Consider the following 13,830-nt stretch of genomic DNA (forward strand, 5'->3'; position numbering starts at 1 on the left):
TCGGGCGCGGTACACGGGACCGGCCCCGGCCCGCGCGGGGGGGGGGGGGGGGCCGGGGCCGTTCGAGCCCGACCGGGGCCGGGGCGGGCTCAGATGGTGAAGATCTCCTCCAGCAGCGCCTGCTGCTCGGCGGCGTGACGCTTGGCCGAGCCGACCGCGGGGGCCGAGGAGGCCGTGCGGGCGACGCGGCGCAGCCGCGGCGAACCGTTGGCACTGCGGCCGATGACGACCTGCAGGTGGTCGACCAGGTTCATCGCGATGAACGGCCAGGCACCCTGGTTGGCCGGCTCCTCCTGCGCCCAGACGAACTGGACGTCGTCGCCGTAGCGGGCCAGCTCCTCCTGGAGCTCGGCCACCGGCAGCGGGTAGAGCCGCTCGACCCGGACGATCGCGGTGTCGGTGACCCCGCGCTCGGTACGGGCCGCCTCGACGTCGTAGTAGAACTTGCCCGCCGTGATGACGACCTTGCGGACGTTCGCCGGGTCGACGGTGGTGTCACCGATGACCGGGCGGAACGAGCCGGACAGGAACTCCTCGGTGGCACTCGCCGCGGCCTTCAGGCGCAGCATCGACTTCGGGGTGAAGACGACCAGCGGCTTGTGGTGCGGGTTGTGCGCCTGCCAGCGCAGCAGGTGGAAGTAGTTCGACGGCAGGGTCGGCATGGCGACCGTCATGTTGTTCTGCGCGCACAGCTGCAGGAAGCGCTCCGGGCGGGCGGACGAGTGGTCCGGGCCCTGGCCCTCGTAGCCGTGCGGCAGCAGCAGGGTGACGCCGGAGTGCTGGCCCCACTTCTGCTCGGCGGAGGCGATGTACTCGTCCACCACGGTCTGCGCGCCGTTGACGAAGTCGCCGAACTGCGCCTCCCACATGACCAGCGAGTTCGGCCGCGTCAGCGAGTATCCGTACTCGAAGCCCATCGCCGCGTACTCGGACAGCAGGCTGTCGTACACGGTGTAGCGGGCCTGGTCCTCGGTCAGGTACAGCAGCGGGGTGTAGTCCTCGCCGGAGACCCGGTCGATGAGCACCGCGTGGCGCTGGCCGAAGGTGCCGCGGCGGCTGTCCTGGCCGGCGAGGCGGACGGGGTGGCCCTCCATCAGCAGCGAGCCGATGGCGAGGGTCTCGCCCATCGCCCAGTCGATGGTGTTGTCCTCGACCGAGGCGGCCCGGCGCTGCAGCTGCGGCAGCAGGCGCGGGTGAACGGTCAGCCAGTCCGGCAGGTTGACCTGCGAGGCGGCGATCCGCTTCACCATCTCCTGGGAGATGCCGGTCTGGATGTTGACCGGGAAGTCCGCCTGCGGCTTGCCGTTGGAGGCCGGGGCCGGCGTCTGGGCGGCGTCGCGGACCTCGGCGAAGACCTTCTCCAGCTGGCCCTGGAAGTCCTGGAGCGCCTGCTCCGCCTCTTCCATGGTGATGTCGCCGCGACCGATCAGGCCCTCGGTGTACAGCTTGCGCACCGAGCGCTTCTTGTCGATCAGGTCGTACATCAGCGGCTGGGTGAACGACGGGTTGTCGGCCTCGTTGTGACCGCGGCGGCGGTAGCAGATGAGGTCGATCACGACGTCCTTGTGGAACGCCTGACGGAACTCGAAGGCGAGCCGCGCGACGCGGACCACGGCCTCCGGGTCGTCGCCGTTCACGTGGAAGATCGGCGCCTCGATCATGCGGGCCACGTCGGTGCAGTACATCGACGAGCGGCTGCTCGCGGGCGCGGCGGTGAAGCCGACCTGGTTGTTGACCACGACGTGCACGGTGCCGCCGGTGCGGTAGCCGCGCAGCTGCGACATGTTCAGGGTCTCCGCGACGACGCCCTGGCCGGCGAAGGCCGCGTCGCCGTGGATCTGGATCGGCAGCACCGGGAAGGTGGTGCCGCCCTGGTCCAGGATGTCCTGCTTGGCGCGGGCGATGCCCTCGACGACCGGGTCCACGGCCTCCAGGTGGGAGGGGTTCGCGGCGAGCGAGACCTTGATGGTCTCGCCGTCCAGGCCGGTGAAGGTGCCCTCGGAGCCGAGGTGGTACTTCACGTCGCCGGAGCCGTGCATCGACTTCGGGTCGAGGTTGCCCTCGAACTCGCCGAAGATCTTGCCGTACGGCTTGCCGACGATGTTGGCCAGCACGTTGAGGCGGCCGCGGTGGGCCATGCCGATGACGGCCTCGTCCAGGCGGTGCTCGGCCGCCGAGTCGATGGTCGCGTCCAGCAGCGGGATGAGCGACTCGCCGCCCTCGAGCGAGAAGCGCTTCTGCCCGACGTACTTGGTCTGCAGGAAGGTCTCGAAGGCCTCGGCCGAGTTCAGCCGGCGCAGGATGCGCAGCTGCTCCTCGCGCTCCGGCTTGGTGTACGGCTTCTCCAGGCGCTCCTGCAGCCACTTGCGCTGCGTCGGGTCCTGGATGTGCATGTACTCGATGCCGACCGTGCGGCAGTACGTGTTGCGCAGCAGGCCGAGGATGTCGCGCAGCTTCATCATCCGCTGGCCGCCGAAGCCGCCGACCGCGAACTCGCGCTCCAGGTCCCACAGGGTGAGGCCGTGCGTGGTGACGTCGAGGTCGGGGTGCTTGCGCTGCTTGTACTCCAGCGGGTCGGTGTCGGCCATGAGGTGGCCGCGGACCCGGTAGGAGTGGATCAGCTCGATGACGCGGGCGGTCTTGTTGACCTCGTCGTCGTGCGTGGTGGCCACGTCGGTGGCCCAGCGGACCGGCTCGTACGGGATCCGCAGCGACTCGAAGATCTCGTCGTAGAAGCCGTTCTCGCCCAGCAGCAGCCGGTGGATCTCGCGCAGGAACTCGCCGGACGCCGCGCCCTGGATGACGCGGTGGTCGTAGGTCGAGGTCAGCGTCATGATCTTGGAGACGCCCAGCCGGGACAGCGTCTCCGGGGCGGAGCCCTGGAACTCGGCCGGGTACTCCATGGCGCCGACGCCGACGATGGTGCCCTGGTTCTGCATCAGGCGCGGCACGGAGTGCACGGTGCCGATGCCGCCGGGGTTGGTCAGCGAGACCGTGACGCCGGTGAAGTCGTCCATGGTCAGCTTGTTGGCGCGGGCCCGGCGGACGATGTCCTCGTAGGCCTGCCAGAAGCCGAAGAAGTCGAGGGTCTCGGCCTTCTTGATCGCCGCGACCACGAGCTGGCGGTCGCCGTTCGGCTTCACCAGGTCGATGGCCAGGCCCAGGTTCACGTGCTCGGGCTTGACCAGGTACGACTTGCCGTCCTTCACCTGGTAGCTGTGGTTCATGCCCGGCGAGGCCTTGATGGCCTGGACCAGGGCGTAACCGATCAGGTGCGTGAAGGAGACCTTGCCACCGCGGGCGCGCTGCAGGTGGTTGTTGATGACGATGCGGTTGTCGATCAACAGCTTGGCCGGCACGGCGCGCACGGAGGTCGCCGTGGGCACCTCCAGCGAGGCGTCCATGTTGGTCGCCACCGCCTTGGAGGGGCCGCGGAGCTGGACCAGCTCGGGGCCGGTCTCGGCGGGCGCGGCCGGCGCCGGAGCGGCGGCCTTCGGGGCCGGGGGCGCGGCAGGAGCTGCGGCGAGGGGCGCGGGCGCCGGGGCCGCGGCGGCGGGCGCTGGCGCGGCCGGTGCGGCGGGGGCGGGCGCGGCCGGAGCAGCAGCGGCGGGCGCGGGGGCGGCAACGGGGGTCGGCGTGGGGCCGACCTGGGTCGCGGCCTGGGTCACTGGGGTCACCTCGGTACCGGGCTTGTAGTCGGCGAAAAAGTCCCACCAGGCTCGGTCGACCGAGTTCGGGTCCTGGAGGTACTGCTGGTAGATCTCGTCGACGAGCCACTCATTGGGGCCGAAGCCAGTGGAGCTTGCCGAGCTGTTGGGGGTTTCTTGGGACTGTGGCGACACGGCGGCAACCGCCCTCTTCCGCTTCCTTTTGGGATGTTTGGACAGCGGGGATTAAGGCTACGCCCCTGACCAGTGATCGCGCAGTCCCCAGGGCTCAGGCGTCGCCCAGATCACAGTCCTGACCTGCAGGTTGGCTGAAAATGTGCGTTAGAAAGCCGCCTCGGATGGGAAGCGATCGCTTCCGATCAGCCGCTATATATGGATGAAACCGGACAAATCATAGTCCGGAGCCACCCGGATCGTCCGTCCACGTCTGTGTCGCTTCTGTGACATGCGGGCGACGTCCGATCGACGCGGGCGGGTGCCCGGGGCCGCCGAGCGGACCCCGGGCGGGCGCTACCGCGGGCCGGGCAGCCGGACCTCGATCCGGCAGCCGGGCGAGGCCTCCGCCACCTCGATCCGCCCGCCGTGCAGGTCCACCGCCCAGCGGGCGATGGCCAACCCCAGCCCGGTGCCGCCGTCGGAGCCGGGCCCCTGGGCGGTGGCGGTGCCGCTGCGGCTGAACCGCTCGAAGACCCGGGTGCGGTCGGCCGCCGGGATGCCCGGCCCCTCGTCCTCGACCTCCAGCAGCAGCGCGCCGGGCTCGCCGCCGGGCCGGGCCCGGACCGTCACGGTGCCGCCGGGCGGGGAGTGCTTGCAGGCGTTGTCGACCAGGTTGGCGACCACCTGGTGGAGCCGCTCGGTGTCCGCCACGCCGGTCAGGCCGGCCGGGCTGACCTCCAGCGCCAGCCGGACGTCCCCGCGCCGGGAGAAGGCCCCGCCGGCCGTCGCGCCGTCCACGGTGACCCCGCGCAGCACGCCGTCCAGGAACTCGCGCACCTCGAAGGGGCGCGCGTCCAGGTCCACCACCCCGTCGTCGATCTTGGACAGGTCGAGCAGGTGGGTGACCAGCCGGCCGAGCCGTTCGGTCTGCTCCAGGGCGGCGCCCAGGGTCGCGGGATTGGGCTGGACCACGCCGTCGACGACGTTCTCCAGCACGGCGCGCAGCGCGGCGATGGGCGTGCGCAGCTCGTGGGAGACGTTGGCGACCAGCTCGCGGCGGTGCCGGTCGGCGGCCTCCAGGTCGGCCGCCATGTGGTTGAAGGTGGCCGCCAGCTCGCCGATCTCGTCCCGGGAGCTCACCTCGACCCGGCGGCTGTAGTCGCCGGAGGCCATCGCGCGGGCGGCGGCGGTCATGTCGCGCAGCGGGGCGGTCAACCCGTGCGCGAGGAACTGCATGAAGAGCAGCGAAGCGATCATGGAGAAGACCATGATGATCCGGATCTGCGTCTCGGAGCGGATCGCCACCACGACCATGCCGGTGGCGAGGAAGACCGAGACGATCACCAGGAGGGCGAGCTTGCCCTTGATCGAGCGGACCGGGTCGAGCGGCCGGATGTCGGCCCACACCCGGTGGGCGGCGCGGGCGGCCAGCGTGGGCCGGGCGCCGTCGGCGTCGCCGTTGCGTTGCTGTGGAAAGGTCATTGGTCCCCTGTGATCCCCGCGGGTCCGCGCGGCGGTTCGGGACACGGGCCCCCCGGAGGCCCGGTGCCCGAGGCGCCGCTAGGAGAGCGGGGCCTCCAGCGCGTAGCCGACCCCGTGGACGGTGCGGATCCAGCTGGCGCCGATCTTCCGGCGCAGCGCCTTGACGTGGCTGTCCACGGTGCGGGTGCCGGACGCGTCCGTCCAGTCCCAGACCTCGGCCAGCAGTTGCTCGCGGGTGAGTACCGCCCGCGGCTGTGCGGCCAGGCAGGCGAGCAGGTCGAACTCGGTCGGCGTCAGGTGGACGTCGCCCGAGGCCAGCCGGACCCGGCGCTGCACGTGGTCGATCTCCAACTCGCCGAAGCGCAGCGAGCCGAGCGCCGGTGTGCGGGCCGCCTGCTGGGCGCGCTCGACGCGGCGCAGCAGGACGTTGACCCGGGCCGCCAGCTCCCGCATGGAGAACGGCTTGGTCATGTAGTCGTCGGCGCCCACGCCGAGGCCGACCAGGAGGTCCGTCTCGTCGTCACGCGCGGTCAGCATCAGGACCGGTACCGGGCGTTGGGCCTGGATCCGGCGGCACACCTCAAGGCCGTCGAAGCCGGGCAGCATGATGTCGAGCACGACCAGGTCGGGCTGCCAGGTGTGGAACCCGTCGACCGCGCCCGGGCCGTCGTGGGCCACGGCGACCTTGAAGCCCTCCGCGCCCAGCCGGGCCGCGATCGACTCGGCGATCGTGGGCTCGTCCTCCACCACCAGCACTCTGCGCTGGCTGCTCACCGTGCCGCCGCTGTTCTGGTTGTCCTGCTGAATTTCTGTCACGGTCACGCCACCGCCCCCAGGGCTGCGGGCCGGCCACCTGTGGGGATGGCGAGGCTCCGCTCGTAGTCTTGTTCCGTCGTGGACTGTGCCGGGTCCGCCGTCCCGTAGCGCGTGCTGAGTCGGGGGACAGGTGTGGACTGCCCACCACTCCCGCACACTTCGCAGCGTACGGACACCCGGTGGTTCCCGGCAGGTGGACCGGATGTTTCCGGCCCGTGGGCCGGCCGTCCGGCCGCCCGTCGGACCCACTCGGAAGTGGGCACGGGCCAGTACCTTACCCGCCGATTTTTCACTGCGTGACGGTACGTATGCACTCCAGTTGACGACAAGCCGCCGGTCAGCGCCGCTACTCGTGCGTAGACGGAGTGCAGGTCTGTACCAATCGTGGAGTCGCGCGCCACATGATGTTCACGGGGTATTCCCAGCTGGCTCCCAGGACCCCGAAGTACCGTGGTCACGACAAGTCGCACAGGTGGGATTTCCGGCGCGCGCCGGTACGTTGAGCACCGGACGGGGGCCGGAGGCTGCGGGTCTGGAGCGGAGGCGGCATGGCGGAGCTGCGGAGGAACGCTGTGGTGAGCGGGCCGCGTCCGGGGCCGCCGTACGGGATGCTCCGGTTCGGCCTGCGGACCGGCCTGGCCGTCTGGGTGCTCGCCCGGGTGCCGACGCCCCGGCGCAACCCCTTCGCGCTCGGCTACCTCGCCGTGGTCGTGGCCACCACCACCTTCGCCGGGCTGGCCGACCCGGACCTCGTGCTCCGGCTGCAGGAGGCCTCCAGCTCGGACGGGCACAACCTGGTCCACCACCCGCTGCGCGCCCTGCTGTTCAGCGGCTTCTGGGTGGCCGGGACGATCTGGATGCCCTACCTCTGGGCCTTCGCCTTCACCGTCGCGCCGCTGGAGCGCCGGGTGGGCGCCGTCCGGGCCGCGGCGGTCTTCGGGATCGGGCACGTCACGGCGACGGTGCTCTCCCAGTCGGTGGTGATCACCGCCGTGGCGACCGGCCGGATGGAGCCCCGCGCGCTGGACTGCCTGGACATCGGGGTCAGCTACGGCGTGCTGGTCAGTCTCGGTGCGCTGGCCGGGCTGCTGCGGCCGCGCGGGCGGCTGCTCGCGCTCGGCGGCGCCGCCGTCCTGGTCGCCGAGCAGATCGCCGGCGACCGGGACCTGGTGACCGGGGTCGGCCACCCGGTGGCGCTGCTGACCGGGGTCGCGCTCTGGCGCTGGCTGCGGAACGGGCCCGGCCCCCGGTGGCGGCGCCCGGAGGCGGCGGCCGTCGGCGCCACGGGCCCGGCGCAGGCCCAGGGGGCGACCGCCCTGCTGGACCGCGCGTAACTGCCGGGTGCTCCCGGGGGGCGGTGCGCGCCCCCGCGAGGCGTTTTTGACACCCCCTTCCCGGGCTCCTCCTTGTTCGCTCCCGGCGAACAGGGCGGGGGGAACATTCCATCGCCGCGAAACCTTAGTCAGGTCAACTCAACTTCGCTGACTGGGGAGAGATCATGGCATCGACGTCCACTCCGCTCACCCTGCCCGTACTGCCGCTCGACGACGAGGTCGTGCTCCCGGGCATGGTCGTCCCGCTGGACCTCAAGGACACCGAGGTGCGTGCCGCGGTCGAGGCCGCGCGGGCCGCGGCCGCCGGCGCCGCCAAGCCCCAGGTGCTGCTGGTGCCGCGGGTGGACGGCTCGTACGCGGCGGTCGGCACCCTCGCCACCGTCGAGCAGGTCGGGCGGCTGGCCGACGGGGAGCCGGCCGCGCTGGTCCGCGCCGTGCGCCGGGTCCGGATCGGCGTCGGTACCACCGGGCCCGGCGCCGCGCTCTGGGTGGAGGCCACGCCGTTCCGGGAGTCCTCGGAGGGCACGCCGGTGGCCGGCCGCGCCGCCGAGCTGGTCCGGGAGTACCGGGAGTACAAGGCGCTCTCCACCCAGTGGCTGCGCAAGCGCGGCGCCTGGCAGATCGTCGACCGGGTGGCCCAGATCGAGGGCGTCGGCGAGCTGGCCGACAACATCGGCTACGCGTCCTTCGTCACCGCGGAGCAGAAGCTCAAGGTGCTGCTGGAGGCCGACCAGGTGGCCCGCCTGGAGTACGCCCTCACCCTGCTGCGCGACCACCTCGCCGAGGAGGAGGTCAACGACACCATCCGCAAGGACGTCGAGGAGGGCGTGGCCAAGCAGCAGAAGGAGTTCCTGCTCCGCCGCCAGCTGGAGGCCGTCCGCAAGGAGCTGGCCGAGCTGAACGGCGACCCGGCCGACGAGGAGGGCGACTACCGCGCCCGGGTCGAGGCCGCCGACCTGCCCGGGAAGGTCCGCGAGGCCGCGCTCAAGGAGGTCGACAAGCTGGAGCGGGCGTCCGACCAGTCGCCCGAGGGCTCCTGGATCCGCACCTGGCTGGACACCGTCCTGGAGCTGCCCTGGAACGAGCGCACCGAGGACGCCTACGACATCGCCGGCGCCCGGGCCGTGCTGGACGCGGACCACTCCGGCCTCGGGGACGTCAAGGACCGGATCGTCGAGTACCTGGCCGTCCGCAAGCGCCGGGCCGACCAGGGGCTCGGCCTGGTCGGCGGCCGCCGCGGCGGTGCGGTGCTGGCCCTGGTCGGCCCGCCCGGCGTCGGCAAGACCTCGCTGGGCGAGTCGGTGGCCAGGGCGATGGGCCGCACCTTCGTCCGGGTGGCGCTCGGCGGCGTCCGGGACGAGGCGGAGATCCGCGGCCACCGGCGCACCTACGTCGGCGCGCTGCCCGGCCGCCTGGTGCGCGCCATCAAGGAGGCCGGTTCGATGAACCCGGTCGTCCTGCTCGACGAGATCGACAAGGTCGGCTCCGACTACCGGGGGGACCCGGCGGCCGCCCTGCTGGAGGTGCTGGACCCGGCGCAGAACCACACCTTCCGGGACCACTACCTGGAGGTCGAGCTGGACCTCTCGGACGTGGTCTTCCTCGCCACCGCCAACGTGCTGGAGGCCATCCCGGAGGCGCTGCTCGACCGGATGGAGCTGGTCCGGCTGGACGGCTACACCGAGGACGAGAAGGTCGTCATCGCCCGGGACCACCTGCTCCCGCGCCAGCTGGAGAAGGCCGGCCTGACGAGCGAGGAGGTCTCCGTCGAGGAGGAGGCGCTGCGCAAGCTCGCCGGGGAGTACACCCGCGAGGCCGGCGTCCGCACCCTCGAACGCTCGATCGCCCGGGTGCTGCGCAAGATCGCCGCGCAGTCCGAGCTGGGCGAGCGCGAGCTGCCCGCCGCGATCGGCGCGGGCGAGCTGCGCGCGCTGATCGGCCGGCCGCACCACGTCCCGGAGGCGGCCCAGGAGCCCGCCGAGCGGCGGACCGCCGTACCGGGTGTGGCGACCGGCCTGGCGGTGACGGGCGCCGGCGGCGACGTGCTGTACATCGAGGCCTCGCTGGCGGACGCCGAGACGGGCGGCACCGGGCTCACCCTCACCGGGCAGCTGGGCGACGTGATGAAGGAGTCCGCGCACATCGCGCTCTCCTACCTGCGCTCGCGCGGCGCCGAGCTGGAGCTGCCGGTCACCTCGCTGCGCGACCGGGGCGTGCACCTGCACGTCCCCGCCGGGGCCGTCCCCAAGGACGGGCCGAGCGCCGGCATCACCATGACCACCGCCCTGGCCTCGCTGCTCTCCGGCCGCCGGGTGCGTACGGACGTGGCGATGACGGGTGAGGTGTCGCTGACCGGGCGGGTGCTGCCGATCGGCGGGGTGAAGCAGAAGCTGCTCGCCGCCGACCGGGCCGGGGTCAGCACGGTGATCATCCCCAAGCGCAACGAGGCCGACCTGGACGACGTCCCGGCCGAGGTGCTGGAGCGGCTCACCGTCCACCCGGTGGCGGACGTGCGGGAGGTGCTGGAGCTGGCCCTGGAGCCGGCCGAGGTGCTGGTCGCCGCCTGACGGCGGGACGGGAACGGGCGGCGGCCCGGCGGAGCGCGCTGCTCCCGCCGGGCCGCCGCCCGCTCGCACGACCGGGGGCACCGGGCGCCGGGAGCCGCGGGAGCCGCCGGGCCGCCTTCCCGCCGGTTCCGTCGGAGGGCCCCGTGCGAAACTGCGAAGATGCCGTCCCCCACTCAGCGCGCCCTGGCCAAGGTGCCGGCGGGGCTGCGCCCGTTCCTGGTCAGGCACCGCAGGCTGGTGAAGGTCCTGCTGGTCGGGGGCACGTGCTTCGTTCTGACAACAGTGATCAACTTCTCACTGAAGTTCACCCTTTTGGAGCACAAACCGGTGGTGGCGCTCACCATCGCGACCGTGGTGGCCACCACCGTCTCCTACGTGCTCAACCGCCGGTGGTCCTTCCGGGCCCGCGGCCACCGGCGTGAGGTGCTGCTGTTCCTGCTCGTCAGCGTGGTGGCGATCGGCGTCAACGACCTCCCGCTGATCGTCTCGCGCTACGTCCTGGACCTGCGCGAGCCGCAGGTGACGCCCTTCACCCAGGAGGTGGCCGACTTCCTGAGCGGCATGGTCCTCGGCACCTTCGTGGCGATGCTCTTCCGCTTCTGGGCGATGCAGCGCTGGGTCTTCACGCGCTTCCCCGAGCCCGTCGCCCCCCGCGTGGAGCAGCCGCAGCGGATCCCGTAGCGGCCCGGCGCGGCGGGGCGCCGGAGCGGCCGATCCGCCCCCCCGGGCCCGGCGGGAGCGCCCGGCCGAACGCGGTTACGCTGCAGACACCGGTCCGAACTGCGGGACCCGCCCACCGGCGGGGCGGGCGGAAGCTGAGCGGGGTGAGCGCGATGCGCGAGACGGACGGCCTCCGGGCCGGGCCGGCCAGCCAGCAGGGCATGCGGCGGGCCAATCTGGCGCTGGTGCTCGGCGTGATCGCGCGGGCCCCTCGCTCGCGCGCGGAGGTCGCCGCGGAGAGCGGGCTGACCAGGGCGGCGGTGTCCTCGCTCGCCGAGGAGCTGATCGCGGCCCGCCTGGTGGTCGAGGAGGGTCCGGCGGCGCCCAGCGGCAAGGTCGGCCGGCCCGGGACGGCCCTGGGGCTCAACCCCGAGGGACCGGCGGGTCTGGGCGCCGAGATCGGGGTCGAGCACCTCGGCGCCTGCGTGGTCGACCTGCGCGGCGAGGTCCGCGCCTGGCACCGTCAGGAGATCCGCAACCGGGACCGGCGGCCCGCCGCCGTGATGGCCGACCTGGCCGAACTGCTGCGCCGGGCGGTCGTCGACGCGGGGCTGCGCCCGGCCGGGCTGATGCTCGCGGTGCCCGGGCTGGTCGGCGACGGCGACGGGGTGCTCCAGCGCGCCGCCAACCTGGGCTGGCAGGACGTGCCGCTGGCCGCCGAGCTGCGGCCGGCGCTGCGCGCGGCCGGCGCGCAGGGCCTGGCCGAGCTGCCGGTCGAGGCCGAGAACGAGGCCAACCTGGGCGGGCTCGCCGAGCTCTGGCTGGGCGGCGCCCCGGATCACTTCCTGCACGTCTCGGCCGAGGCCGGGGTCGGCTCGGCGATCGTGGTCGGCGGCCGGCTGATGCGCGGGGCGCACGGCTACGCCGGAGAGCTGGGGCACGTGCCGGTCCACCCGGACGGACCGCGCTGCGCCTGCGGGGCGCACGGCTGCCTGGAGCAGTACGCGGGGGAGGCGGCGGTGCTGCGGGCGGCGGGGCTGGAGGGGATCCGGGGCGACTGGGTCGCCCTGCTCGCCGAGCGGGCCGGGGCCGGGGACGAGGAGGTCCGAGGGGCGCTGGACGGGGCCGGGTCGGCCCTGGGGATCGCCTCGGCCGGGGCGGTCAACCTGCTCGACCCGGCCGAGGTGGTGCTGGGCGGCGGCTACGCCCGGCTGGCGCCCTGGCTGCTGCCGGGGATGCGGGCCGAGCTGGCGGCCCGGGTGACCGTCCGCCCCTGGACGGAGGAGCGGCTGACGGTCTCCCGGCTGGGCCGGCGCGGGCCGCTGCTGGGGGCGGCGGTCGGCGTGGTCCGGGCGATCGTCGCGGACCCGGGCCGGCTCGACGGGTAGGGGCGGTGTCGGGCCGGCCCGGGCGGTGGCGGTGGTCCGGCTACCCGGCGGGCAGCTCGCGGCCCCCGCGCGGCCGGCGCAGCACGGCGGCGAAGGTGACGGCGACGCCGACCAGTGCCCAGACCAGCAGCACGAGCAGCGGCATGGTGAGGTTGGTCGCGCCGAAGTAGGCGATCGAGCGGGCCGCGTCGGTGCCGGCGCCGTTCGGGATCCAGGCGCCGATGGCCCGCCAGAACGGGGGCACCATCGGTGGCGGGAAGACCCCTCCCGCGCTGGGGTTGCCGAGCACCACGAAGATCAGTACCGCGACGCCGATCCCGATGATGTCGAAGAGGCACTGCAGCGCCATGGTGAACGCGCCGACCGTGAACACCACCAGGGCGCCCAGCGCGGCGAGCCCCCAGGACGAGCCGGGCAGGGCGTTCAGCGCCGGTCCGACGATCACCGCCCCGCCGATGCCGGCCGCGATCGAGTACAGCGCGAGGGCGGCGAGCCGGATGGCCGCCCGGTAGGCGTTGGCGGGCTTCGCCCCGGCGCTGACGCCGAGGATCGAGGCGACCAGGTAGCCGCCGACGCACCAGCCGATCACCAGGTAGAAGGAGGACAGGCCGTTGGTGTCGCCCTTGGCCAGCGGGATGGTGTCGACGGTGCGCACCGTCCGGCCCTGGGTCTGGTCCACCGCGGTGACGATGGTCTGGGCGGCCCGGGCGGCGGCCGGGCCGCGGGCGTTGGCGACCAGCAGGGTGTCCTCGGTGCCGGCCGGGTCCACCACCAGCGCGGCGTAGAGCTTCTGGTCCTTGATCCGGGCGGTGGCGGTCTCCGCGTCGGGCGCGGTGGAGGCCCGTACCGCGTTGTCGGGCACCCCCTCCAGCGCCTCGACCAGCTTGGGGGAGACCTGCGGCGGGGCGACCACCGCGATCGAGAGCTCGTGCGGGGTGGGGCTGTGCAGCGCGCCGACGTACGAGGTGATGAAGCCGAGCTGGAGGAGGAGGACGGCGATCACCAGCAGCGCCGCGCGCGGGGTGACCGCCCCCTTCAGTTCGGCGACGAGTCCTGGCCTCGGTCCCTGCCCTGGGGTGGTCATCCACATCTCCTTGCGTATCGGGAAAACGGATACTTCATACCATCAAGTAGTTGGCTTTCCCGATTTCCCGCGCCGTATGTGGGGGCCCTGTGCTGCGGGATACTTGCGCGGTGAGTGCGGCGAATGACGAGGAACCCCTGCTGGCGGTGGAGCGCGAGGTCGCGCTGATGTTCCGCCGGGGCCGGGCCCGGGTGGCGGAACTCTCCCGCCGGGTGCACCCCAGCCTGGAGGGGGCGGCGTACAGCATGCTCGGCTACATCGAGCAGGCCGGGCGGGTGCGGGTGACCGACGTCGGCGTGCACTTCGCGGTGGGCAAGGCCACGGTGAGCCGGCAGATCCGGGCGCTGGAGGAGCTGGGCCTGGTGACCCGGGAGGCGGATCCGCTGGACCGCCGGTCCGCGCTGGTCTCGCTCACCGACGACGGCCGGCGGCGCTACCTGGGCGCCCGGGACGCCCGGATCGAGCGGGTGCGCGAGCTGATGGCCAACTGGTCCGAGGAGGACGTGATCCGCTTCGCCGGGCTGCTGCACCGCTTCAACGACGTGGTCGGGGAGGCCGTCGGGACCTGAGGTCCGGCGGTCCGGCGCGGGTCGCGGGGCGGGACTTTACTTGGGCTTGAAGAAAGTTGCCTTAAGCAACCATTGATCCTATGGTTGCTTAAGGCAACGACTTTTC

General features: G+C 72.9%; 9 protein-coding genes. 5 read left to right on the top strand and 4 right to left on the bottom strand.

The features are described from left to right. Positions 1-89: 89 nt before the first annotated feature. From ABT263_RS09355 to ABT263_RS09365, 3 genes are all read right to left on the bottom strand, one after another. Complete coding sequence (locus tag ABT263_RS09355; protein ID WP_329489572.1) at positions 90-3,842, bottom strand: multifunctional oxoglutarate decarboxylase/oxoglutarate dehydrogenase thiamine pyrophosphate-binding subunit/dihydrolipoyllysine-residue succinyltransferase subunit; 3,753 nt, start codon at positions 3,840-3,842, stop codon at positions 90-92. 336 nt (positions 3,843-4,178) lie between these two features. Then, the gene (locus tag ABT263_RS09360) at positions 4,179-5,306 is read right to left on the bottom strand and encodes a sensor histidine kinase (RefSeq protein WP_329489573.1); all 1,128 of its coding nucleotides are present in this window, start codon (positions 5,304-5,306) and stop codon (positions 4,179-4,181) included. Between the two features lie 78 nt (positions 5,307-5,384). Beyond that, the gene (locus ABT263_RS09365) at positions 5,385-6,122 is read right to left on the bottom strand and encodes a response regulator transcription factor (protein WP_209411241.1); all 738 of its coding nucleotides are present in this window, start codon (positions 6,120-6,122) and stop codon (positions 5,385-5,387) included. 575 nt (positions 6,123-6,697) lie between these two features. On the opposite strand from ABT263_RS09365, the gene ABT263_RS09370 reads away from it, so the two are divergent. From ABT263_RS09370 to ABT263_RS09385, 4 genes are all read left to right on the top strand, one after another. After that, entirely contained in the window at positions 6,698-7,456 is a 759-nt protein-coding gene (locus ABT263_RS09370; protein ID WP_352289293.1) for a rhomboid-like protein, read from the top strand. Positions 7,457-7,620: 164 nt separating this feature from the next. Beyond that, positions 7,621-10,023 (top strand): endopeptidase La, encoded by a 2,403-nt coding sequence (gene lon, locus ABT263_RS09375; RefSeq protein WP_352289296.1) that lies wholly within the window; start codon positions 7,621-7,623, stop codon positions 10,021-10,023. A 159-nt stretch (positions 10,024-10,182) separates the two neighbouring features. Then, entirely contained in the window at positions 10,183-10,704 is a 522-nt protein-coding gene (locus ABT263_RS09380; protein WP_329489576.1) for a GtrA family protein, read from the top strand. 152 nt (positions 10,705-10,856) lie between these two features. Beyond that, positions 10,857-12,071 (top strand): ROK family protein, encoded by a 1,215-nt coding sequence (locus ABT263_RS09385; RefSeq protein WP_352289533.1) that lies wholly within the window; start codon positions 10,857-10,859, stop codon positions 12,069-12,071. A gap of 40 nt (positions 12,072-12,111) precedes the next feature. Here ABT263_RS09385 and ABT263_RS09390 read toward each other — a convergent pair whose 3' ends face one another. Next, positions 12,112-13,155 (bottom strand): ABC transporter permease, encoded by a 1,044-nt coding sequence (locus ABT263_RS09390; RefSeq protein ID WP_329489577.1) that lies wholly within the window; start codon positions 13,153-13,155, stop codon positions 12,112-12,114. Positions 13,156-13,265: 110 nt separating this feature from the next. Between ABT263_RS09390 and ABT263_RS09395 the strand changes: the two genes are divergently transcribed. Further along, the gene (locus ABT263_RS09395) at positions 13,266-13,724 is read left to right on the top strand and encodes a MarR family winged helix-turn-helix transcriptional regulator (protein ID WP_329489578.1); all 459 of its coding nucleotides are present in this window, start codon (positions 13,266-13,268) and stop codon (positions 13,722-13,724) included. Positions 13,725-13,830 lie beyond the last annotated feature (106 nt).

This window comes from Kitasatospora sp. NPDC001603 (assembly GCF_040298365.1).
GTDB lineage: Bacteria > Actinomycetota > Actinomycetes > Streptomycetales > Streptomycetaceae > Kitasatospora.

Bases quoted from the DNA above. Each gene is read 5' to 3' on its own strand.
- ABT263_RS09390 (WP_329489577.1), bottom strand. From the start codon at position 13,155: ATGACCACCCCAGGGCAGGGACCGAGGCCAGGACTCGTCGCCGAACTG.
- lon (WP_352289296.1), top strand. From the start codon at position 7,621: ATGGCATCGACGTCCACTCCGCTCACCCTGCCCGTACTGCCGCTCGAC.
- ABT263_RS09380 (WP_329489576.1), top strand. From the start codon at position 10,183: ATGCCGTCCCCCACTCAGCGCGCCCTGGCCAAGGTGCCGGCGGGGCTG.
- ABT263_RS09360 (WP_329489573.1), bottom strand. From the start codon at position 5,306: ATGACCTTTCCACAGCAACGCAACGGCGACGCCGACGGCGCCCGGCCC.
- ABT263_RS09385 (WP_352289533.1), top strand. From the start codon at position 10,857: ATGCGCGAGACGGACGGCCTCCGGGCCGGGCCGGCCAGCCAGCAGGGC.